19 protein-coding genes are annotated in these 21,015 nt (G+C 74.1%); 9 read left to right on the top strand and 10 right to left on the bottom strand.

Annotated features, from left to right (window positions below):
• Window positions 1-118: 118 nt before the first annotated feature.
• The gene (locus ACQPXD_RS06955) at window positions 119-2,692 is read right to left on the bottom strand and encodes an ABC transporter permease (protein WP_432835950.1); all 2,574 of its coding nucleotides are present in this window, start codon (window positions 2,690-2,692) and stop codon (window positions 119-121) included.
• A gap of 39 nt (window positions 2,693-2,731) precedes the next feature.
• Between ACQPXD_RS06955 and ACQPXD_RS06950 the strand changes: the two genes are divergently transcribed.
• The 3 genes from ACQPXD_RS06950 to ACQPXD_RS06940 are packed head-to-tail and all read left to right on the top strand — an operon-like array spanning window position 2,732 to window position 3,780.
• Window positions 2,732-3,097, top strand: coding sequence for a YidH family protein (locus tag ACQPXD_RS06950; RefSeq protein ID WP_432843685.1), 366 nt, complete (start codon window positions 2,732-2,734; stop codon window positions 3,095-3,097).
• Entirely contained in the window at window positions 3,094-3,393 is a 300-nt protein-coding gene (locus tag ACQPXD_RS06945) for a DUF202 domain-containing protein (protein WP_432835948.1), read from the top strand. Before ACQPXD_RS06950 ends, ACQPXD_RS06945 begins: the two co-directional genes overlap by 4 nt.
• Window positions 3,394-3,420: 27 nt before the next feature.
• Window positions 3,421-3,780 (top strand): PLD nuclease N-terminal domain-containing protein, encoded by a 360-nt coding sequence (locus ACQPXD_RS06940; protein WP_432835946.1) that lies wholly within the window; start codon window positions 3,421-3,423, stop codon window positions 3,778-3,780.
• 174 nt (window positions 3,781-3,954) lie between these two features.
• Here the strand turns inward: ACQPXD_RS06940 and ACQPXD_RS06935 are convergent, their stop codons facing one another.
• The gene (locus tag ACQPXD_RS06935; RefSeq protein ID WP_432835944.1) at window positions 3,955-4,839 is read right to left on the bottom strand and encodes a diacylglycerol/lipid kinase family protein; all 885 of its coding nucleotides are present in this window, start codon (window positions 4,837-4,839) and stop codon (window positions 3,955-3,957) included.
• Window positions 4,836-5,618 carry a DUF1206 domain-containing protein gene (locus ACQPXD_RS06930; RefSeq protein ID WP_432835943.1) on the bottom strand — a complete coding sequence of 261 codons (783 nt, stop codon included), beginning with the start codon at window positions 5,616-5,618 and terminating at the stop codon, window positions 4,836-4,838. Before ACQPXD_RS06930 ends, ACQPXD_RS06935 begins: the two co-directional genes overlap by 4 nt.
• A 36-nt stretch (window positions 5,619-5,654) precedes the next feature.
• Between ACQPXD_RS06930 and ACQPXD_RS06925 the strand changes: the two genes are divergently transcribed.
• A complete protein-coding gene (locus ACQPXD_RS06925; protein ID WP_432835942.1) occupies window positions 5,655-7,259 on the top strand; it encodes a phosphatase PAP2 family protein in 1,605 nt (534 codons plus the stop codon).
• Window positions 7,260-7,517: 258 nt separating this feature from the next.
• Window positions 7,518-8,168, top strand: coding sequence for an HAD family hydrolase (locus ACQPXD_RS06920; protein WP_432835940.1), 651 nt, complete (start codon window positions 7,518-7,520; stop codon window positions 8,166-8,168).
• A gap of 266 nt (window positions 8,169-8,434) precedes the next feature.
• Here ACQPXD_RS06920 and ACQPXD_RS06915 read toward each other — a convergent pair whose 3' ends face one another.
• The 4 genes from ACQPXD_RS06915 to ACQPXD_RS06900 form a co-directional block, all read right to left on the bottom strand.
• Window positions 8,435-10,057 (bottom strand): acetolactate synthase, encoded by a 1,623-nt coding sequence (locus ACQPXD_RS06915; protein WP_432835938.1) that lies wholly within the window; start codon window positions 10,055-10,057, stop codon window positions 8,435-8,437.
• Window positions 10,058-10,237: 180 nt separating this feature from the next.
• Window positions 10,238-12,319, bottom strand: coding sequence for an Hsp70 family protein (locus ACQPXD_RS06910; RefSeq protein ID WP_432835936.1), 2,082 nt, complete (start codon window positions 12,317-12,319; stop codon window positions 10,238-10,240).
• A 24-nt stretch (window positions 12,320-12,343) separates the two neighbouring features.
• Window positions 12,344-14,527 carry an Hsp70 family protein gene (locus ACQPXD_RS06905; RefSeq protein ID WP_432835934.1) on the bottom strand — a complete coding sequence of 728 codons (2,184 nt, stop codon included), beginning with the start codon at window positions 14,525-14,527 and terminating at the stop codon, window positions 12,344-12,346.
• A 10-nt stretch (window positions 14,528-14,537) separates the two neighbouring features.
• Window positions 14,538-15,008: a DUF6232 family protein gene (locus ACQPXD_RS06900; RefSeq protein WP_432835932.1), complete on the bottom strand. Its 471-nt coding sequence runs from the start codon at window positions 15,006-15,008 to the stop codon at window positions 14,538-14,540.
• Between the two features lie 105 nt (window positions 15,009-15,113).
• On the opposite strand from ACQPXD_RS06900, the gene ACQPXD_RS06895 reads away from it, so the two are divergent.
• Window positions 15,114-15,878: an enoyl-CoA hydratase/isomerase family protein gene (locus ACQPXD_RS06895; protein ID WP_432843683.1), complete on the top strand. Its 765-nt coding sequence runs from the start codon at window positions 15,114-15,116 to the stop codon at window positions 15,876-15,878.
• 119 nt (window positions 15,879-15,997) lie between these two features.
• On the opposite strand, the gene ACQPXD_RS06890 is transcribed toward ACQPXD_RS06895, so the two are convergent.
• Window positions 15,998-16,807: an ABC transporter ATP-binding protein gene (locus tag ACQPXD_RS06890; RefSeq protein WP_432835930.1), complete on the bottom strand. Its 810-nt coding sequence runs from the start codon at window positions 16,805-16,807 to the stop codon at window positions 15,998-16,000.
• A 52-nt stretch (window positions 16,808-16,859) separates the two neighbouring features.
• Between ACQPXD_RS06890 and ACQPXD_RS06885 the strand changes: the two genes are divergently transcribed.
• From ACQPXD_RS06885 to ACQPXD_RS06875, 3 genes are read left to right on the top strand one after another with little or no spacing between them, the layout of a single operon-like run.
• Window positions 16,860-17,828 carry an ATP-binding cassette domain-containing protein gene (locus ACQPXD_RS06885; protein ID WP_432835928.1) on the top strand — a complete coding sequence of 323 codons (969 nt, stop codon included), beginning with the start codon at window positions 16,860-16,862 and terminating at the stop codon, window positions 17,826-17,828.
• Entirely contained in the window at window positions 17,825-18,034 is a 210-nt protein-coding gene (locus tag ACQPXD_RS06880) for a hypothetical protein (protein ID WP_432835927.1), read from the top strand. The genes ACQPXD_RS06885 and ACQPXD_RS06880 overlap by 4 nt, the downstream gene beginning before the upstream one ends.
• Complete coding sequence (locus ACQPXD_RS06875) at window positions 18,031-19,020, top strand: ABC transporter permease subunit (RefSeq protein WP_432835926.1); 990 nt, start codon at window positions 18,031-18,033, stop codon at window positions 19,018-19,020. Before ACQPXD_RS06880 ends, ACQPXD_RS06875 begins: the two co-directional genes overlap by 4 nt.
• A gap of 394 nt (window positions 19,021-19,414) precedes the next feature.
• Here the strand turns inward: ACQPXD_RS06875 and ACQPXD_RS06870 are convergent, their stop codons facing one another.
• Together ACQPXD_RS06870 and tnpC are read right to left on the bottom strand one after the other, a co-directional pair.
• Window positions 19,415-19,675: an IS66 family transposase gene (locus tag ACQPXD_RS06870; RefSeq protein WP_432827772.1), complete on the bottom strand. Its 261-nt coding sequence runs from the start codon at window positions 19,673-19,675 to the stop codon at window positions 19,415-19,417.
• A gap of 8 nt (window positions 19,676-19,683) precedes the next feature.
• Entirely contained in the window at window positions 19,684-20,826 is a 1,143-nt protein-coding gene (gene tnpC, locus ACQPXD_RS06865) for an IS66 family transposase (protein WP_432824394.1), read from the bottom strand.
• Window positions 20,827-21,015: the final 189 nt, after the last annotated feature.

Below are 21,015 nucleotides of genomic sequence, written 5' to 3'. Positions count from 1 at the left end.
ACGACCGCCGCGCGCAGGCCCGGCACGACCGCCGCGCGCAGGCCCGGCACGACCGCCGCGCGCAGGCCCGGCGCAGGCCCGGCGCGCAGGCCCGGCACGACCGGGGCCGGGGGAGGCGTTAGTCGGGGGACATCGCGGCTGCCAGGGCGGTGCGGGTCGCGCGGCGGGCCGGTGGGAGCGCCGCGACCGCGGCCGCGCAGGCGGCCAGCGCCGCATACAGGGCGAGCTGACCGAACGGAACGACGGGATGGCCGTGGCCGTATTGCCGGATGAGCCCGACGGCCGCCGCCACCCCCGCGAGGACGCCCAGCGCGATCCCCGCCACGGCGCCGACGGCCGACATGAGCACGGCCTCCAGGACCAGGGTGGCGCGCAGCTGGGCGCGGGACAGGCCGAGGGCGCGCAGCAGGGCCGACTCGCGGGTGCGCTCCAGGACGGACAGGGCCAGGGTGTTGGCGATGCCGGTCAGGGCGATGACGATCGACATGCCGAGCAGGGCCGAGAAGACGAGGAGCTGCCGGTCGAGGCTCTCGGTGACCTTCGCCCGCCACTCGGCCTGGCTGGAGACCTGCAGGCGGGGCTCCTGGCGCACCGCGGCGTCGACCGCCGCGCGGGAGGTTTCCGCCGGCACCCCCTCGGCGGCCTTGACCAGCACCGAGTCCGGGCCGGCAGGGCCGAACGCGGCGGCGTAGTCGGACCAGTCGAGCAGGACCTCGCCCGCGGTGGGCGCGTCGTCGTAGAGGGCGACCACTTGCAGCGTCACCGGCGAGGCCGACGGCGCGCGCGGGCGCAGGGTGACCCGGGAGCCGACCCCCGCGCCCAGGGCCGCGGCGAACGGGCGCTTGAGCGCGGCCTCGCCCGGGCCGAAGGCGGCGACCGAGCCGGACATGACCTCCGGGCGCAGGACGGTGGCCAGGGCGCCCGGCTCCATCGCCCAGACCTCGGCGCGCCGGCCCGCGACCTGCGCGCCGCGGGTGCGCGCCCCGGCCACGGCGGCGAACTCGGGCCGCCCGCGCAGCGCGTCGAGCACCGCGTCCGGCACCGCCGGGGCCTGCGTGCCGGCCACGAACCCGCCGGTGATCACGTAGTCGACGGCGAAGTTCTCGTCGAGCTCGCGCTCGGCCTGCACGCGGGTGGTGGCCAGCAGCACCGCGAACAGGCTCATCAACGCCAGTCCGACGGCGAGCGCGCCGGTGGTGGCCGCGACCCGCTTCGGGTTGCGCCGCGCCCCGGCCACGGCGAGCCGCGCGGGCGCGCCGAACAGCCGGGCCGGCAGCCAGCCCGCCCAGGCGGTGAGCCGGCCGATGACGAACGGGCCGGCCGCCACCGCGGCGGCGAACAGCCCGATGGCGCCGAGGAACACGATCGGCACCCCGAGGAACCCCGGCGCGGCGGTGCCGGCGAGCACGAGCAGCGCCCCGCCGGCGGCCAGCACCCAGGCCGCGCCCAGGCGGAGCCGCCGGTGGCCGGGCACGGCGGCCTCCAGGGGCGCCGCGGACAGCGCCGCCATGGGCGGCACCCGGCTCGCGGCCAGCGCCGGCAGCAGGGCCGCCACGACGGTGCAGACGGTGCCCGCGACCAGGCCGATCACGACCGTCGACGGCGCGACGACGAGCCGGTCGATGCGCACCGCGTGGCCGAGCGCGTCGCGCCCGACGAGCAGCGCCCAGCCGACGGCGGCGCTGGCCAGCAGGCCGCCGAGCGAGGCGACGAGGCCGACAACGAGCGCCTCGAGCACGACCGAGCCGAACAGCTGCCCACGCGACGCGCCCACGCAGCGCAGCAGCGCCAGCTCCCGGACCCGCTGCGCGACCAGGATCGCGAACGTGTTGGCGATCACGAACACCGAGACGGCCAGCGCGACCAGGCCGAACGCGAACAGCACGGTCAGGAACCCGTCGACGTACTTCGCCGCCGCCACCGCATACGCCTCGCGCAGCCGGTCGCCGCTGAGCACAAATGCCTCGGCGCCGAGCCGCCGCTGCACCCGGTCGGCGAGGTCGCGCTCGGACACGCCGGGCGCGGCTGCGGCGACGATCTCCGCATAGCCGGTCGCGCCGGCGATCGTGCGCATGTCGTCGGGGGTGAGCGCGGCCACGCTCAGCCCGGCGAACCGCTTGTTGGCGCCCAGGTCGAACGCGCCGACCAGGGTCAGCGCCACCGGGCGGCCGCCCGGCCCGATCACCGAGACCGGGCCGCCGACCCGGAAGCCGGACTCCTCCAGCGTGGTGGCGTCGACCGCGACCTCGCCGGCGCGCTGCGGCAGCCGGCCGGCGGACACGTCGAACATCGACAGTCCCGGGTCGCCGGGGGTCGACACCGCCCAGCCGGCCCGCCCGAAGTTGGCGATCAGCCGCCCCTGACCGTCGAGCATCGACAGCCGCTCGGCCATCCGCCCGTCCGCGCGGGCGACGCCCGGCACCGCGCGCACCGCATCGAGGTCGGCCAGGTCGAGCCGCCGCGCCGGCTCGGCGAACCCGGAGGTCCGGTCGCCGAACGGCACCCGCTCCGGCCCGGCCGACGCGTCCACGTTGCGGGCGGCTCGGGCAAGATCGTCGTAGAACGCCGCCCGCGCGGTGTCGCCATAGACCAGCGTGCCGGCGAGAAAACCGACACCGATCATGACGGCGACGGCGGTCAGCACAAGCCTTACCTTGTGTGCACGCAGTCCGGCGAGGGTCGTTCTGAACACGAGGCGACTGTACTGAGGGGGTATGACAATTCCATGGGCATGTGGTCGGCGATCCGGCTCTGGTTCGACCCTGACGAGGTCCGCTCGGTCGGGAACACGCCCGACTACCGGTTCTCCCTCGCCAACGAGCGCACGTTCCTGGCCTGGCTGCGCACCGCGCTCGCGCTGATCGGCGGCGGCCTCGCGGTCGCGCAGTTCCTGCCGGCCCATCGACTACGTGAAGTGATGGCCGTGTCACTGTTCGCGCTCGGTGGCCTGGTCGCCATCCGCGCGGTCGATCACTGGGCCCGCAGCGAACGGGCGATCCGGCTGGGTGAGGCGCTGCCCCCGTCACGGTTCCCGGCCGTCCTGGCCATCGTGGTCGCCGTCGGCGCGGGCGCGCTGCTGGTGGCTACGCTGCTATGAGCGGCTCCGAGCGGCCCCCGGGCGTGCAGGCCGAGCGCACCCAACTGGCGTGGCGGCGCACGCTCATCTCCATGTCAGCGGTGGCCCTGCTGCTTGCCCGTTTGGCAGTGGTACACCTGGAATCACTGCCGTCCGCCTGCGCCCTGGCGGCCATCGGGCTCGCCTGGTCCGGCGCGGTCGCGATCACCCTGCGGCGGATCCGCGACGTCGCCACCCCGATCGGGCGCTCGGTGCCGGCGTTCGTGACGCTCATCCTGCTCTACTGCGCGATGGGCACCCTGTTGCTGATGTCATGACCCCCTTCGCTGAGTCATGATGGCGCCATGGGACGCGCACTGCCCTTCCTGATCGTGCTGGTCGCGACACTGATCGCACTGATCGACTGCCTGTCCTCGGAGCGCGAGGACATCCGCGGGCTGCCCCGGCCCGTCTGGTTCCTGGTGATCCTGCTGCTCCCGATCGTCGGCCCCGTCGCGTGGTTCTTCGCCGGCCGCCCCGTCTCGCTGGAACAGCGGGCGGGCGTGGTCGCGGGCGGCCGGGGGCGCAAGCGGGTGACCGCGCCAGACGATGACCCGGAATTCCTTCGCGGCATCGACACCGCCCAGTCCCGCAACGACGCTGAGCTGCTGCGCCGCTGGGAGGAGGATCTGAAACGCCGCGAGGACGACAACCCGGGCGCATAGCCCGGGGACCCGCGGAACCGGCCTGACCAGCGACGGCCCGGCCGCGAGACCGTCCGGGCTCAGCTCCTCGCCCGGACGTGGCACAGGCTTGCCCGCTGCGGAACTGCCGGCCACGCGGCGCAAACCGGCACAATTGCCGCCCGGCACCGCCTCCGAGCGCGCGGAGGCGTCCACTCAGGCGCGGGGCACGCAGAGGGTGAGGGCGCCCGGGCGGATCTCGGCGGCCAGCCGGCGCGCGGGCGCGATGACGTCCCCGTCGAGCTCGCGCGGCTCGTCGCGCGAGGCGAGGATCTCGACGGTGCGGGCGCGGAACGTCTCCAGCTGATGCGCACCGTCGCGCTGCAGCAGGACGCCGCCGGCCAGGCGTACCCAGTCGGACAGATGGCGGGGCGCGAGCACCGCGACGTCGAGGAGGCCGTCGTCCGGGGCTGCGTCGGGCAGGAGGCGTATCCCGCCCTGGAGCCGGCCCACGTTGGCGATGAGCACGCTGCTGGCCCGGCGGTGCAGCCAGCGGCCGCCGTCGAGGCGGATTCGCACCGCCATCCGGTGGCGGGTGAGGTTGCGCAGCCCGGAGGCGGCGTACGCGCCCCAGCCGAAGCGGCGCTTCGCCTCGTCCGGGGTCTCGCCGACCATCGCGGCGTCGAAGCCCATGCCGGCCATCACGGTGAACGTGCCCGCGCCCGCCACCACGCCGACGTCGATGCGGCGGCGCTCGCCGCCGACGGCCACCGCGATCGCCGCCGCGACGTCGTGCGGGATGCCGAGGTTCGCCGCCAGGAGGTTGCCGGTGCCGGACGGGATGAGCGCGACCGCGACACCGGTGCCCGCGAGCACGCCGGCGACGGCCATCACCGTGCCGTCGCCGCCGCAGACCAGGACCACCTCGACGCCGGCCGCCAGCGCCGCCTCGGCCATGCCGCAGCCGGAGTCCTCGGGCGTGGTCGGCAGCCACAGCGGCTCGGGCCAGCCGGCGGCCGCCAGGGCGTCGCAGAGCTCGCGGCGGCGCCCGTCGAGGTCCAGGACCTTCGCCGGGTTCACGATGACCGCGGAACGCGTCATGAGCCGACCTTGCGGTACCACGCCTGGAAGACGCAAAAGACCGCGAACGCGGCCACGCCGATCGCGACCGCCAGCAGGAGGAACTTCCCGAACGGCTCCCCGGCCAGCGTGTGCAGCGCCGCGTCCAGGCCGCGCGACTTGCCCGGGTCGTTCGTGATCGCCGCGTCCAGCAGCAGATACCCCACGATGCCGAACGCCAACCCCTTCGCCACGTAGCCGATCTGCCCGGCCCGGATCGCGGCCGTGCGCCCCCGCGCCCCGGCGATGGCGAGCTTGCGGGCGAACTTGCGCTTCCAGCCGTACCAGATCATGCCGAGCCCCAGCGCGAGGACGCCCAGGCCGACGAGGCCGACCAGCCACGCCCCCGCGGGCTTCGCCATCAGCCCCGCGGTGGCCTCTTGCTGCTGCTGGGCGCTGGAGGACGGGGCGCCGGCCACGACCTTGCCGGCCGTCCACGCGAGGACGCAGTACACCACCACGCGGGACGCCGACGCGACGCGCTCGAAGACCCGCTCGCGCCCGCGCGTGTCGCGGTGCCCCCATACGGCGAGGATCGCCTGCCACGCCGCCAGCGCGACCAGGCATACGATGACGAACCACAGCAGCAGCTCGCCGAACGGCTGCTCGGCGAGCTTGTGGAACGCCCCCGACTGGTCGGCCTCCTCGCCGCCCTCGCCGAACGCGATCTGCGCGGCCACCCAGGCCAGGGCGAGGTGCAGCAGCCCGTAGCCGATGAAGCCGACCCTGGTGAGGCTCTTCAGCAGATCGTTCGTGGTCATGTTCTGGCAATCCCCAGGATGGGCATGGTGGCAAACGTGAGCGGTAATCGAGCGGCACTGTTGCGGATGGCCGGGTTCGGCGCCGCGTCCGGCCTTTTCAGCCTGCTGGTGATTGCCGTCCGGCTTCGATGGGTACCCCTGGAGTCCGTCGACCGCGGCGTCGCCCACAGGCTGAACGAGCTGGTCGCCCCGAGCCGATTCCTGGTCCAGCTGATGGGCGGCATCAGCCGGCTGGGCAGCTTCGGCGTCCTGGCGTGGCTGGTGATCATCGGCATGACGCTGCTGGCGGTGCGCAAGCAGTTCCGGCTGGCCGGGTTCCTGCTCGCCACCACGCTCGGGGGCCTGGTCCTCGACCCGGCGCTCAAGCTCGCGATCGGCCGCCTGCGCCCCGTGGTCGAGCAGCCGATCGCGCACGGAGGCGGCAACAGCTTTCCGAGCGGCCACGCCCTGAACTCGTTCGTCTGCTACGGCGCGCTACTGCTGGTCTTCCTGCCCGCCGTCCACGCGCGGTGGCGCCGCCCCGTCCTCGTCGCCGCCGGCGTGCTCGTCGCCCTGATCGGCTTCAGCCGCCTCGCGCTCGGCGTGCACTTCCTCTCCGACGTGATCGGCGCGTGGTCGCTCGGCGTCGCGTGGGTGGGCCTGTGCGCGGCCGCGTTCGAGCTGATCCGCTACGGCCAGGGCCGCCGCGTGACCGAGCCGCTCGCCGAGGGCCTGGAACCGGAGGCCGTCGAGGACCTCCGCCCAACGCAACCACACGGCCCGGGCGCCTCCGCGCCCATCGCCGCCTCCGCGCGTGCCGCCTCCGCGCGTGCCGCCTCCGCGCGTGCCGCCGCTGGGACGAACGGCGCCGTGACGCTCCCGAGCCCGCGCGGAGGCACTACCACGGCCGAGGCACGCGCGGACGCGGACGGCCGGGCGCGCGGAGGTGTGGGCGCGGAGGCGCACGGGCGGGGCTGGGTGGCCGCCGGGCTGGTGGTGGCGTGGGTGCTGACGTTCGGGGCACTGGTGGGAGTCGGGGTGCCGCTCGCGAGGTACCACCATGGCAACGGCAACCTGCTCTGGGACAGCAGCATCCCGCACTGGTTCGCCGGGCATCGGTTCGCGTCGCTGGGGCGGGTCAGCATCGTGGGCAGCGAGGTGGGCAACACCCACTCCATCCTCGCGATCGGTCTCGTCGTAGGCGCGGTGGCGCTCGCGGCCGTGCGGCGGTGGCGGCCCGTCGTGTTCCTGGTGACGGTGATGTTCGGGGAGCTGACGCTGTTCCTGGGCAGCGCGGCGATCGTCGGGCGGGCGCGGCCCGATGTCGAGAACATGGACGGGCCGATGCCGACCTCCAGTTTCCCGTCCGGGCACGTCGCGGCGACCATCTGCATGTGGTCGGTGGCGGCGGTGCTGGCGCTGCCGCGCACCCGGGCGTGGTGGCGGTGGCTGCTCGTCGCGGCAGCGGTGCTGATGCCGCTGTGGGTCGCGGTCGCCCGGACGTACCGCGGGATGCATCACCCGACCGACATCCTCGGCAGTTGCCTCCTCGCGGCCCTGTGGCTCGTCGCGTGCTGGTGGCTGCTGCGGCCCAACCAAGATCTGACCGAGCGGCCCGCTCCCGCGCGCGCCGAGCGGGCCATGGCGGCGGCGCACGCGTGAGCCTGGCAACCAGGAGACGATGACATTTGTCCATGTAATCGAGGCTGGGGCGCCCGGGCGAGCTCCCGCGCGGGGGCCCTGACCGGTGGGTAAGGGGCTGGTCCGGGGCGTTCCGCCGGGCCGGGCAGGAAGCCGGCGGACGCCGCCGCGCGCCGCGCCGGGCGGGGTGCCTTCTGACGGTTTTGTGCCGTTCACTCTCCGGTCTCCTGACCATGCTCATATCGCGAGATGACCGCGTGGCAACTCGCCTGCATTGACATGGCAGGCACTACGGTGCGTGACGACGGCCTGGTCGAGCAGGCCTTCACGGTGGCGTTCGCCGGCGAGGGCGTAGCGCCTGGCACCCCGCAGCACGAGCGCATGCTCGCCGTCGTGCGCAAGACGATGGGACAGAGCCGGATCGAGGTGTTCCGGCTCTTGCTGGACGGCGACGAGAAACGCGCCCAGTCCGCCAATGAGACGTTCGAGGAGGCGTACGGGCTGCTCGTCGACGAGGGCGCCGTGCTGCCGATCCCGGGCGCCATCGAGGCGATCAAGACGCTGCGCGCCAGCGGGATCAAGGTCGCGCTGACCACCGGGTTCGCCCGGGCCACGCAGGAGGCGATCATCGACGCGCTCGGCTGGTGGGGCCAGGTCGACCTGGTGCTCTCCCCCGCCGACGCCGGGCGCGGGCGCCCGTTTCCGGACTTCATGCTCGTCTCGGCGCTGAAGCTGGGGGTCGAGGACGTGCGCCGCATGCTCGTCGTCGGCGACACGCCGCTGGATCTCATCGCCGGCCAGCGCGCGGGCGCGGGGCTGCTCGTCGGCGTGCTGACCGGCGCGGGCGACCGGCAGGCGCTGCAGGCCGCGGGGGCGAACGAGGTCATCGGCTCGATCGGCGAACTCCCCCGGCTGCTCGGCCTGGAGTAAGCAAGCCGAGCGAATACCGGGTGAATACTGACATAGGACGATAAATCCGGAAAGTACCGCGAAATCCGGGAACACACCGCGCGGCCGCCGCAACACCACAGGCCACGGACCGCGAGACCACCACGCAACCGCGTGGACAAGCAACCGACACGCGACCGGGCGCGACACCAGACGCCACAAAGCGCCGAGCACCGCGCCCGCGCGACCATCACCACTCCCCGACCGCAGACGAATCCGCGGACCGAGCGAAGGACTGGGCCAGGGCCCTAAGCGAGGTTGGACGAGCGCGGGTAGGCGTCGTCGGGATCGGTGAGGACGTTCACCAGGTACGGCACGCCGGAGGCGAACGCGCGGCCCAGCGCCCCCGCGAGGTCGCCCGGCTTCTCCACCGTCTCCCCCGCGCCCCCGAGCGCCTTCACCACGTCGTCGTAGCGCAGGCCCGGCTGCAGGTCGGCGGCCAGATCGTAGCCGTAGATCTGCCGCATCGGGTGCTTCTCCAGCCCCCAGATGCCGTTGTTGCCCACCACGATCACGACCGGCAGCTGCTGGCGGACCAGCGACTCCACGTCCATCAGCGAGAATCCGGCCGCCCCGTCGCCCATGAGCACGCAGATCTGCCGGTCCGGGTAGGTGAGGCGGGCGCCCATGGCGTAGCCCATGCCGGTGCCGAGGCAGCCGTACGGGCCCGGGTCGAGCCAGGTGCCCGGGCGGGCCGGCTCAAGGTACTTGCCGGCGTAGGAGACGAAGTCGCCGCCGTCGCCGATGGTCACCGCGTCCTCGGCCAGGACCTTGCGCAGCTCGCCGTAGATGCGGCTGGGCTTGATCGGGTCGGTGTCGGCCTCGAGGGCGTCGGTCTCCTTCGCCTTGGCCGCGTTCTCCGCGGCGCGGAGGGTGGCGATCCACTCCTCGTGATCGGCGACCAACCCGGAGTACCCCGAAAAGGCCGACAAGGTCAGCCGAAGGTCGCCGGATGGTGCGGCGGCCGGCGTCACGTGCGAGGCCTGCTGCGAGGACGCGTCGGTGACGTGGACGACCTGCGCCCCGCCGAAATCGCCGAAGCCGAGCCGGAAGTCCAGCGGCGTGCCGATGACGGCGATGACATCGGCGCCGCCGAACGCGGGCTTGCGCGCCCGGGCGAAGGCGAGCGGATGGCCGGGCGGCAGCGTGCCGCGCCCCATGCCGTTGGCGAAGACCGGGATGCGCAACGCCTCCGCGGCCTCGCGCAGGGCGGCGGTCGCATCGCCGGCCCAGACGTCGGATCCGGCGACGATGACGGGCCGCTCGGCCGCGGCGAGGAGACTGACGGCCCGATGCACCTCGTCCGGATCCGGTTCCTCCACGGGTACCGCCGGTGCCGGCTCCGCCGCGATCCCGTCCGCGGTCGAGAAGACCACCTCGAGGGGCAGGTCCACGAAGACGGGTCCGCGGTGCGGCGTGAGCGCCGTGAGGGCGGCGGCCTGCATCCGTGCGTAGACCTCGTCGGTGGCGAAGATCGTCTCGGCGTGCTTGGTCACCGCGGACACGACGGGCAGGTGGTCCATCTCCTGCAGGCTGCCCGAGCCCCAGCGGAACTGCGGCGCCCGGCCGCCGAGCACGACCACCGGCGCGCCGTTGAACAGCGCGCTGGTGAGCCCGGAGACCCCGTTGGTCACCCCCGGCCCGGCGGTCAGCACCGCGAGCCCGGGGCGGCGCTGCAGCTTGGCCACGGCCTCGGCGGCGAACACCGCGGACTGCTCGTGGCGCACGTCGACGATGCGCATGCCGGCCTTTTTCGCCGCGTCGTACAGCGGGAACACGTGGCCGCCGGAGAGCGTGAACAGCTCGTTGACCCCGAAGCCACGCAGCGCCGCGAGCGCCAGGTCTCCGCCGTGCCCGTCGATCTGCGTCATGTGCGAATCCTACTCACGTTTGCCGGTCACGAGTCGCTCGAGCCGAGCGTTTACCAGTCACGCGCTTGCCCGAGCCGAGCGAGTCGCCCAAGTCGAACGGGTTGGCCGAGCCGAGCTGGTTGCCCGAGCCGGGCGAGTTGCCCGAGCCGGGCGGATTGCCCGAGCCGGGCGTTTGCCAAGTCACGGGTTGCTCGAGTCGAGCCAGCCCGCGACCGGCTCGGGCCAGTGGTCGGTGGTCAGGTAGTACGACACGCAGCCGGCCGCCAGCGGGGTCGCCACCAGCAGCACGAGCACGATCAGGGTCAGCAGCGCCCGCGCGACCGGGCCGCGGCGGCGGCGCGCGCCGTCGTACACCTTCGCCGCGCTCGGCTGCGGGCGCGCGGGGGCGGTGGGACGGCTCGACGGCGGCCGGGGTGCCCCGCGCGGAGGCGCGGGGGACGGCGCGGCGTCGCCGTGGAAGGGGTTGCCGTATTCGTCGTAGCGCGTCGACGGCTCCGGCACCCCGCCGGAGACGAACACCCGCCCCGAGCTCACCGGCCGGTTCGGCGGCGCGGACACCGGCCGTTGGGGCGGCGTCGCGGCCGCCGGGGTGAACGACGGCGGCGCGGCAGAAGGGGTGAACGACGGCGGCGCGGAAGGCGGCGTGAACGACGGCGGCGCGGCAAGCGGGGTGAACGACGGCGGCGCGGTAGGCGGGGTGAACGACGGCGGGGCGGAAGACTGGGTGAACGAAGGCGCGGCAGGCGGGCCGAGCGGCGGCGGCGAGACGGGCACGACGGGCGGCGCGGAGACCGGGCCGCCCGGGGGCGCGGAGACGGAGCCGCCGGGCGGCGCGGACACGGGCGTGCTCTGGAAGCCGCCGGGCGGCGGCGCGGAGTACCCACCGGAGAACGGCGTGCCCGAGACCGGCGCGTCCGCGCCCAGGGCGCCCGCGTCGGGCCACAGCAGCCCGTCCGGGGCCGCCGAGGCCGGCGGCGCGGAAGCGGGCGAGGCAGCGGCCGGCGGCGCGGAGGACTGCGTGGAGGCGGGCGGCGGCGCGGAAGAGTGCGCGGAGGCGAGCGGCGGCGCGGAAGAGTGCGCGGAGGCGGGCGGCGGCGCGGCCGGTCCCGGCTGCCAGGCCAGGCCGGGAACCTGCGGGAGGACGCCGGTGGAAGGCCCGGGCGCGGGGTCGGAGCGCGGCTGCATGGCGGTCGAGCCGGCAAGCATGCTGCCCTCGGCGACGACCAGCTCGGGCTGCTCGATCGCGACCGGGGCCGTGCCCAGCATGCGGTGCAGCAGCGTGGCGACCAGCGGCATGCGGCTGGAGCCGCCGACCAGGAAGACGCCGGCGATCGCGTCCTGGGGCAGCTGGGCCCAGCGCATGACGCCCTGGGTGACCCGCACCGTCTGCTCCAGCATCGGCTGGGCCAGCCGCTCCAGCTCCTCGCGGGTCAGGTGGACGTCGATGTTGAGCAGCGGGATCGTCAGGTCGGACGCGGGCTGGCGGGACAGCCGCTCCTTCGCCACCCGCGCGTCGTCCCACAGCAGCCGCCGGTGCCGGCGGTCCTCGACCGTCTGCGGCTGCATCAGCCGGTGCCACTCCTGCGGCGCCTGCGGCTCGCAGATCGTGCCGATGTGCTTGACGATCGCGTTGTCGACGTCGATGCCGCCGATGTCGTCGCGGCCGTCGACGGCGAGCACTTCGAAGCCGCCGGCGGTGCGCGCGACCACGCTCGCGTCGAACGTGCCCGCGCCGAAGTCGTGCACGACGACGACCGAGCCGACCCGCACCTCGCGGCCGAGGACCTGGGTGAAGTACGCGGCGGCGGCCACCGGCTCGGGCACCAGGCGCACCCGGCCCAGCCCGGCCGCGGCCGCGGCGTCGGCGATCGACAGGCGGCGGGTCGCGCCCCACGACGCCGGGATCGTCACGGTGACCTCCGGCGCCCCCTCGCCGACGGTGCGCGCGAACTCGTCGCGGACCCGGCGCAGCACGGCGGCGAACAGCTCGTTGACCGGCACCTCCCGGTCGCCGAGCAGCACCGCGCCTTCGTCGATGCGCCGCTTCGGGTTGGGCTCGAAACGGGCCGGCTCGAGGCGCGCGCTGTGCACCGCGTCGCGGCCGACGATGATCGCGCCGCCCGGCTCGGCGTAGACGGCCGAGGGCAGCAGCGGCGAGCCGTCGAAGATCAGCGGCCGGGAGCGCCCGTCCGGCCACCGCACGACCGCGACGGTGTTCGAGGTGCCGAAGTCGACCCCGAGCCGGATACCAGGCGTAGGCATGCCCCGAAGTCTAGGCCGCCCTGACTAACCCGCCGTGGACTGCGGCGGCCCGGGATCCGGTTCGGGCGGTTTCAGGGCCGGCGGCTTGCGCGGGCGGCGCGCCCACTTGCGCGAACCGGGCAGCAGCAGCATGGCCGCGGACAGCAGGAACACCCCCGCCGGAATCTGCGTCCACAGGCCGCCGCCCTGGCCGGAGAAGACGAGGTTCGCCAGGCCCACGATCAGGCAGAGGGCGAGGGGGTACCACAGGTGCCGGGCCATCGGCCGGCGCGCCCGCGCGGCGGCGTGGACCAGCAGCGTGGCCAGCACGGCGCAAAGCCCCGACACCTCCAGGGCCGGCCGGGTCAGGTCCCGCAGGTCCTGACCCTCGAAGGTCGGGGTCCCGTTCGAGCTGAGGTACGGCAACGTCGCCGCGAGCAGCAGCAGCGCGGCGAGGAAATACAGCAGAACGGCGTAGGTCGTCATGAACCCGGCCGGCCACCGGATCGACCACGGGCCCTTGACCCGGGGCTGCGGCACCATCATCGCCGGCATCGCGTACGCCGGGTAGTACACGACCTGCGGCGTGGGCGGCGGGTAGTAGAGCGGCCGCGGCGGATAAGGGGCGGGGTAGCGGGGCATCGCCGGGGGCGGCGGGACGGGCGGCCGGCGCTGCACGGGCGGGCTGATCGGGACAGGCGCCACCGGACCGGGCGAAACCGGCGAGCCCGGCACGGCGGGCCTCGCGGCCGGGGAAGACGGCTCGGCGGCCGGGCCGGGACCGACCGGGCCGGGACCGACCGGGCCGGGACCGACCGGGCCGGGACCGACCGGGCCGGGACCGACCGGGCCGGGGGCAACCGAGCCAGGGGCGACTGAGCCAGGGGCGACTGAGCCGGGCCCGGAGGCGCCGGAAGCGAGGGTCGAGTCGGCCGGCAGGGCGAGGGAGTTCGAGGCGGTCGGCGCTACGGGCGAGACGCCCGGCAGGGTGGACGAGACGCCCGGCGAAGTGGGCGCGATGCCTGGCAGGGTGGGCGGAACGCCCGGCGGGCTGGGCGAGAAGGACGACGGCGCGGGCGAGAAAGCCGACGGGGTGGGCGAGAAGGACGACGGCGCGGGCGAGAAGGACGACGGCGCGGGTGAGGCGGGCGCGGGCGTCTCCGCGACCGCGCGGCCGCTTCGGGTCGTCGGCACCGCGGCGCCGACCAGCACGCTGCCCTCGGCGACCACCAGCTCCGGCTGCTCGATGGTCACCGGCGGCCGGCCGAACTCGCGGTGCAGCTCGGTCGCGATCAGCGGCATCCGGCTGGCGCCGCCGACGAGGAAGATCCCGGCGGTCCGCTCGGGGGTGAGCCGGGACAGCCGCAGCGTCTCGGCCAGGGAGCGCACCGAGCGCTCCACCAGCGGCCGGGCCGCGGCCTCGAACTCGTCGCGGGTGAGCGGCACGTCCACGTCGAGCAGCGGCACCATCACGGTCGCCGACGCGGCGCGGGACAGCCGCTCCTTGGCCTCCCGCGCCTCCTCGCGCAGCTGCCGGCCGGCCCGCGCGTCGGCGGTCACCCGCTGCCAGTCCGCCGCCGGCAGGGCGCGGCCGATCAGCCCGATGACGACCTCGTCGAAGTCCAGCCCGCCGAGGTCGTCGCGGCCGCCGACGGCCAGCACCTCGAACCCGGCCTGGGTGCGCGCCACGACGCTGCCGTCGAAGGTGCCGGCGCCGAGGTCGTAGACGACGACGGCGGAGCCGACGGGCACCATGTTGCGCAGGGCGCGGACGAAGTACGTGGCCGCCGCGACCGGCTCGGGGACGAGGGCGGCGCCGGGGAGCCCGGCCTGACGGACCGCATCCTGGAGGGTCTTTCTCCGGGTGGAGGCCCATCCCGCGGGATGGGTGACGGTCACCGCGCTCGGGGCGCCGCCGGCGGTGCGGGTGAACTCCGCGAGGACGCGCTCGAACACCGCGGTCATCATGCCCTGCACCGGCACGTCCTGCTCACCCAGCAGCACCGAGCCGTCGTCGATGCGCCGCTTCGGGTTGGGCTCGAAGCTCTGCGGCGCGCGGCGGGCGCTGTGCACCGCGTCGCGCCCGACGATGAGGCCGGTCTCCTCCAGCGACACCGCGGAGGGCAGCAGCGGCGAGCCGTCGAACAGCAGCGGGCGCGCCCGGCCGTCCGGCCAGCGGGCCACCGCCACCGTGTGCGACGTGCCGAAATCGACGCCCAGGGCCACCATGCCGGGCAGTCTAGGCGGACTGCTCGACCGCCCGCTGCAGCGCTCGATAGATTTGCCCGAATTTCGGGGCGTCCGTCGTCGAATAGATCATGGAGTCGCCTTCGCGGGTGCGCACCCAGATCTCGTGCACGCCCTTGCCGTGGTCGTGGGCGCGGTCGAGCAGGTCGAGCAGCCCCTCCACGCAGAACGCGGCGATGCCGCCGACGACCACGACCGCGAGGATGCCGCCGGCGATGTACATCGTGCGCTGCTCGCCGCCGAAGTCGATCCGCCGCGCCGCCACGCCGGCCGCCGCGAGCAGGCCGAGGACCAGCAGGACCGCGCCTCCGCGCGTGCCGATCATGTACAGCGCGTGGCGCAGGCGGCCGGTCCGCTCGTGCCAGACGTACGCCAGGGTCTCCAGCGGATACCAGGCTTCAGCGACGCGCACACCGCCGGAGCTGATGTGCACCACGTTGTCGCGGTAATACGTGGTGGCCATGGCAACTCAGACGGTACAGCGGAATACGCTCCGGGCAACGACAACGACGTTGAGGAGACACCCTTGAACACGACGACCGACGCGGCGGGGAAGCCCGGGAGCGGGCTGGTGCGGGTCGAGGTCGACGGCGGCATCGCCACGATCCGGCTCGACCGCCCGCCGATGAACGCGCTCAACATCCAGGTCCAGGAGGAGCTGCGGGCCGCGGCGCGGGAGGCGTCCGAGCGCGAGGACGTGCGCGCCGTCGTGCTCTACGGCGGCGAGAAGGTGTTCGCCGCCGGCGCCGACATCAAGGAGATGGCGGGCATGGGCTACGCCGAGATGGCGGCCCGCGCGGGCGCGCTCTCCAGCGCGCTGGACGCGATCGCCCGCATCCCGAAGCCGGTCGTCGCGGCGATCACCGGCTACGCCCTCGGCGGCGGCTGCGAGCTCGCCCTGACCGCGGACTGGCGGGTCACCGCCGAGGACGCCAAGCTGGGCCAGCCGGAGATCACTCTGGGCGTCATCCCGGGGGCGGGCGGCACGCAGCGGCTGTCCCGCCTCGTCGGACCGGCCCGCGCCAAGGACCTGATCATGTCGGGCCGGTTCGTGACCGCCCCGGAGGCGCTCGCGATGGGTCTGGTCGATCGAGTGGTACCGGCGGAGCAGGTCTACGAGGCCGCGGTCGCGCTCGTCAAGCCGTACGTCACCGCGCCCGCGCTGGCCCTGCGCGCCGCCAAGCTGGCCGTGGACGGCGGCCTGGAGATGGACCTGGCCTCGGCGCTGGCCCTGGAGAGCCAGCTGTTCGCCGCGCTGTTCGGCACCGAGGACAAGGCGGAGGGCATGGCCGCGTTCGTGGAGAAGCGCAAGCCGACCTTCAAGGGCCGCTGAGCCCCCGTGCGTGGCGGGGACGCGGCGCCAGCGGACCGTGACTATCCGCGAAGGGTGAGGCCACGGGAGTTACGGTCCGGACCACGACGGACATCGCGGTAGCTCTGATATTGAAAGGTTCAGGCGCCTTGGGCGTGGAAGCGGCCGTCGATCGTGGACAGCCGCAGCGGCAGGCCGAAGGTCTTGGACAGGTTGTCGGCGGTGACGGTGTCCCGGAGCAGGCCCTGGGCCACCACGCCGCCGTCGCGCATCAGCATCGCGTGGGTGAAGCCCGGCGGGATCTCCTCCACATGGTGGGTGACCAGCACGATCGCCGGGGAGTCGGGGTCGGCGGCCAGGTCCGCCAGGCGGCGCACCAGGTCCTCGCGGGCGCCCAGGTCCAGCCCGGCCGTCGGCTCGTCGAGCAGCAGCAGCTCGGGGTCGGTCATCAGCGCCCGGGCGATCTGCACCCGCTTGCGCTCGCCCTCGGAGAGCGTGCCGTAGAGGCGGTTGGCGAGGCCGGCGACGCCGAACTGGTCGAGCAGGGCGACGGCGCGGGACTCGTCCATCGCGTCGTAGCGCTCCCGGAACCGCCCGACGACCGCCCACGAGGCGGTGAGGACCACGTCGCGCGCCGTCTCCTCGCCGGGCAGGACGAGGCCGTTGGAGGAGAAGCCGAGGCGGGTCTTGAGCTCGGCGATGTTGGTCCGGCCGAGCCGCTCGCCGAGCACGCTGACCGTGCCGCGGGACGGATACATCCGCGCGCCGGCCAGGTTGAGCAGCGTGGTCTTGCCGGCGCCGTTGGGGCCGAGGATCACCCAGCGCTCGTCGAGCTCGACCCGCCAGCTCACCGAGCGGATGAGGTCACTGCTGTTGCGGGTGACCGTCGCCTGCTCCACCTCGATGACAAGGTCATCTGACACATGCCAATCCAACCACGGCCGGCCCATCGACGGCTGCCGGGGCCCCGCGCGGCCGGGCGAGGCCGTATTGTCCCCTGCGATGACAGCTGTGTTGGAAATCGCCGGTCTGGTCAAGACGTACCAGAGCGTGTTCGGCCGGCCGCGGGCCGCGCTCGACCGGCTCGACATGCTGGTCGAGGCCGGGCAGATCCACGGCTTCCTCGGCCCTAACGGTTCGGGCAAGTCGACCACGCTCAAGACCCTGCTCGGGCTCCTGCGGGCCGACGGCGGGCACATGAGCATCCTGGGTGAGCCCGTCCCCCGGCGCCAGGCCCGGGTCGCCCCCAGGGTCGGCGCGATCGTCGAGGCGCCGGCGTTCTTCGGCAACTTCACCGGGTACAAGACCCTCGCCCTGCTGGCCAAGGCCGGCGGCGTGCCGAAGGCCCGCATCGACGTCGTGCTCGACCAGGTCGGCCTCGCCGACCGCGCGGAGGACCAGGTGCGGTCCTATTCGCTCGGCATGCGCCAGCGGCTCGCGGTCGCCTCCGCGCTGCTGAAGGACCCGGAGCTGCTCATCCTGGACGAGCCGAACAACGGCCTCGACCCGGCGGGCATCCGCGAGATGCGCGACCTGCTGCGCGGGCAGGCCGACCGGGGCATGACCGTCATCATCTCCAGCCACATCCTCGCCGAGATCCAGCAGATCTGCGACTCGGTGACGATCATCTCGCGCGGGCGCCGGGTCGGCGCCGGCCCGGTGTCGGAGGTCCTCGCCGTCGCGGACAAGGGGGCCTACCGGGTCCGCGTCGACGACCACCAGCGCGCCGCCCAGATCCTGACCGAGGCGGGCGCGGACGTGAGCGTCGCCGGCGACCACCTCATCGTCCACGACCTCGCCGACGCCGCGTGGGTGTCGCACGCCCTGGGCGTCAACGGGCTGTGGGTGCGCGAGCTGGCCCCGGTCGCCCAGCTCGAGGACGCGTTCCTGAGCCTGACCGGCGGCGGCCCGCGCCGCGGCCAGCTCCGCCCGGTCGACGACTCCGACTGGTCCGAGGAGCAGCCGGCATGACCCGCCCCCGCCCCTTCGCCGCCGCGCGGCCCGATCCGGCGCGGCGGGCCGCGGTCGCCGGCCGTCCGTTCGCCAGCCGGTCCTTCGCCGCCTCGCGGCCCGACCTGTCGCGGCGGCCCGCGGTCGCCGGACGCTTCTTCGCCGCCTCGCGGCCCGACCTGTCGCGGCGGCCCGCGGTCGCCGAGCACGAGGAGCACCTGGCATGAGCCGCCTGTTCGCCGCCGAGTGGTCCCGGCTGTTCAGCCGCCGCGTCACCCTGGTCACGCTGGTGCTCATCGGCGGCCTGCTGGCCGTGCTCACGTTCGGCTTCACCCTCACCCGCAGCACGCCCACCCCCGACGAGATCGAGTCCGCGAAGGTCAACGCCGCGTCGGCCGCCGAGGTCTGGGACAGCAACGTCGATCGCTGCGGAAAGGTCCAGAGCGGCCTGGAGAACGCCGAGCCCAACGAGCACTTCCCGCGCGGCTGCGACTACGGCTCGCGCCCCACGCCCGAGTCGATGCTGCAGTACGGTTTCTCCTTCCACCGCCAGTGGCCGTCGCTGTTCTACACGGCCGCGATCGTCCTGGCCGTGGCCGGCTTCGTGCTGGGCGCCTCGTTCGTGGGCGTCGAGTGGAGCTCAGGCGGGATGGCCAACCTGCTGCTCTGGGCCCCCCGCCGCGGCGCCGTCCTGGGCGCCAAACTGCTCGCGGCCTGCGCCGGCGTCGGCTTGATCTCCCTGGTGTACCTCACCCTGTGGACCGCCGCCTTCATGGCCGTGGCCGCGGGCAACGGCACGGTCAGCCAGATGACGGGCGGTGAGTTCGGCTCGCTGGTCCTCACCGGCGTGCGGGTGGTCCTGCTCGCGGTGGCCGGCACGGCCCTGGGCTTCGCCATCGCCTCCCTGGGCCGCCACACCTCCACCGCCCTCGGCGTCGGCATGGCATATTTGCTCATTTACGAACTCGGCGCCCTGATCCTCTTCGGCGTGATCCAGACCGTCGACTACTCGCAGCACTACCGCTTGTCGAGCTACATCTCGGCCTGGCTCACCAAGGGCTTCACCTTCGACACCGACGCCGCCTGCAGCGGCTGCGTCCCCGCGGCCGGCTTCTCGGGCAGCTGGCAACAGGGCGGCCTGGTGATCGCGGCCGTGGTGGCGCTCCTGGTGATGGCCGCCTTCGTGTCCATGCACCGCCGCGACGCCCGCTGACGCGCCCTCTCCCCCGGCTCCCCTACGCCCCTGCCTCCGCGCCCGCACCGCCACCGCCTCCGCGCCCGCACCGCCACCGCCTCCGCGCCCCTCCGCCACCGCCACCGCGCCCGCACCGCCCCTGCCTCCGCGCCCGCACCGCCACCGCCTCCGCGCCCGCACCGCCACCGCCTCCGCGCCCGCACCGCCACCGCCTCCGGGCCTCTCCGCCACCGCCCCCCTTCGCCACCGCCTCCGTGCCTCGCGTGCCGGCCGGCGCCGTCCGCGAGGCCGGGCAACCGCAGCTGCGGTGCTGCACATACGGCCGACGCGCCCGGCCCGCAGCCACCGCACCCCGCACCCGCGCACGGGCCAGCGCTGCACGGCGCGGAGCAGCGCGGTGGCCAGAAGGTAACTATTCAGGTTGGGGTGGGAGCCAGGCGTTGCCGGTGAGGGCGTCGCGCAGGGCGGTGAGGACGTGCAGGCCGTTTTTGCGCACGGTGGAGACGTAGCTGCGCACGGTCAGCCAGTGCTGGGCGCCGTGGGGGGTGCGCCAGCCGCCGGAGATCTTCTGCTGGATTTTGACCATGCGGATGTCGCGTTCGGCTTGGTTGTTGTCGAACGGGACGGTGAAGGTGTGGGCGAAGCGCCAGATCTCGCGCCGGAATCCGTGCATCCGGTCGATCAGCGCGAGGATCTTGCCGCGGCCGCCGCTGGTGGGGGTGGGTTGGCGGCGTAGCCGGCCTGGACGGCCTGGTCCCAGCGGTGCAGCAGATCGGTCAGGACGGTCTGGTCGAGACGGTCCCGGCCGGCGGCGACGGCCTGGTTGACCTGGTGTTTGCCCTCGCGGAGCAGCCCGGCCAGGGTCCCGGCCCAGGTGTGGGCCGGGTCGTGTTCGGCCCAGCCGTCCAGTTCCCGCAGGTGGTGAGCGTTGCACAAGGCATGCCCGGCGGTGTCGTAGGCGGGGTGCAGGTACGACTTGAAGCCGTCGTGGACCGCGGTCTGGCCCGCGCCCAGCGCGGTGAGCACACCGATGACGTCGATGGCGTCCCGGCCGCGTTTGTCGTCCAGGTGGTAGAAGGTGCCCAGCGGGGTGCAGGCCACGTGCAGCCACCGCAGCCGGCCGGCCACCCGCAGCCCGGTCTCGTCGAAATGCACCACCGCCGCGGTGCGCAGGACCTGCCGCAGCCGTTGCGTGAAGCCGGTCAGCCGGGTCGCGGCGCGCCCGGTCAGCCCGGCGATCCACCCCGCCGACGGCGCCGCACCGAACAGATCAGCCAGGATCTGCGCGGTACGGTCCACCGGCGTGTGATGGCCGACCAGCAGATAGACCGTCAGGGCCGCGATCGACGGCCCGTACTGCGCCGGCGCGTCCACCCCCACCGGCGCCGCGGCTGTGGTGTGCGTCCCGCACGCGCAGGCGCACCGCCACAGCCGGTGCTCGGTCACCGCCAAGCGCATCGGCGGCAGGTCGAACACCTGCCGCGCCTCGAACCCGACCGGCGCGACACCGGCCAGGACCTCACCGCACCCGGCGCACGCCACCGGCCGGTGATCCACCACCGCATCCGGCTCATCCACCTGTGTCAACGCCGCACCCGGCGCGCCGGGCTGCTTGCCCGCCCGGCGGCCCGCCGCCCGCCGCTGCGACCGCGGCGCCGGCTTCCCCAGCCCATCCGAGGACGGCGGCTTCGACGAGTTGTGCGAGTCCAGCCCCAACCGCCGCTCCAACTCCGCCACCCGCGCCCGCAACACCGCGATCTGCTCAGCCTGGACCACCACCAACGCCGCCAACTCGTCATAGCTGGGACGCGGACCGGCACTCACAACGGACACCGTGCCCTAAACCACCCAGACGATCAAGTCCCTGCCGCCAACCACCTGAATAGTTACGCCAGAAGTCTCCGTGATCATGCCGAACCCGCCACCGACACCAACGGTTTTTCATGATCACGGAGCGCTGATGTACACCCGTGTACCACAAGTCTCCGGGATCATGGCAAACCCATGACACGG

It is taken from the genome of Dactylosporangium sp. CA-092794 (genome assembly GCF_050948465.1).
Lineage (GTDB): Bacteria > Actinomycetota > Actinomycetes > Mycobacteriales > Micromonosporaceae > Dactylosporangium.
Note: the sequence above shows the minus strand (reverse complement) of the source record. Positions and strands in the feature narration are given on the sequence as shown.

Excerpts from the sequence above, each read along its gene's own strand:
- ACQPXD_RS06870 (WP_432827772.1), bottom strand. The coding sequence starts at position 19,675 with ATGCACGGATTCCGGCGCGAGATCTGGCGCTTCGCCCACACCTTCACC.
- ACQPXD_RS06920 (WP_432835940.1), top strand. The coding sequence starts at position 7,518 with ATGGCAGGCACTACGGTGCGTGACGACGGCCTGGTCGAGCAGGCCTTC.
- ACQPXD_RS06890 (WP_432835930.1), bottom strand. The coding sequence starts at position 16,807 with ATGGGCCGGCCGTGGTTGGATTGGCATGTGTCAGATGACCTTGTCATC.
- ACQPXD_RS06935 (WP_432835944.1), bottom strand. The coding sequence starts at position 4,839 with ATGACGCGTTCCGCGGTCATCGTGAACCCGGCGAAGGTCCTGGACCTC.
- ACQPXD_RS06905 (WP_432835934.1), bottom strand. The coding sequence starts at position 14,527 with ATGGTGGCCCTGGGCGTCGATTTCGGCACGTCGCACACGGTGGCGGTG.
- ACQPXD_RS06950 (WP_432843685.1), top strand. The coding sequence starts at position 2,732 with ATGTGGTCGGCGATCCGGCTCTGGTTCGACCCTGACGAGGTCCGCTCG.
- ACQPXD_RS06880 (WP_432835927.1), top strand. The coding sequence starts at position 17,825 with ATGACCCGCCCCCGCCCCTTCGCCGCCGCGCGGCCCGATCCGGCGCGG.
- ACQPXD_RS06940 (WP_432835946.1), top strand. The coding sequence starts at position 3,421 with ATGGGACGCGCACTGCCCTTCCTGATCGTGCTGGTCGCGACACTGATC.
- ACQPXD_RS06945 (WP_432835948.1), top strand. The coding sequence starts at position 3,094 with ATGAGCGGCTCCGAGCGGCCCCCGGGCGTGCAGGCCGAGCGCACCCAA.
- ACQPXD_RS06885 (WP_432835928.1), top strand. The coding sequence starts at position 16,860 with ATGACAGCTGTGTTGGAAATCGCCGGTCTGGTCAAGACGTACCAGAGC.
- ACQPXD_RS06915 (WP_432835938.1), bottom strand. The coding sequence starts at position 10,057 with ATGACGCAGATCGACGGGCACGGCGGAGACCTGGCGCTCGCGGCGCTG.
- ACQPXD_RS06930 (WP_432835943.1), bottom strand. The coding sequence starts at position 5,618 with ATGACCACGAACGATCTGCTGAAGAGCCTCACCAGGGTCGGCTTCATC.
- ACQPXD_RS06910 (WP_432835936.1), bottom strand. The coding sequence starts at position 12,319 with ATGCCTACGCCTGGTATCCGGCTCGGGGTCGACTTCGGCACCTCGAAC.
- ACQPXD_RS06875 (WP_432835926.1), top strand. The coding sequence starts at position 18,031 with ATGAGCCGCCTGTTCGCCGCCGAGTGGTCCCGGCTGTTCAGCCGCCGC.
- ACQPXD_RS06900 (WP_432835932.1), bottom strand. The coding sequence starts at position 15,008 with ATGGCCACCACGTATTACCGCGACAACGTGGTGCACATCAGCTCCGGC.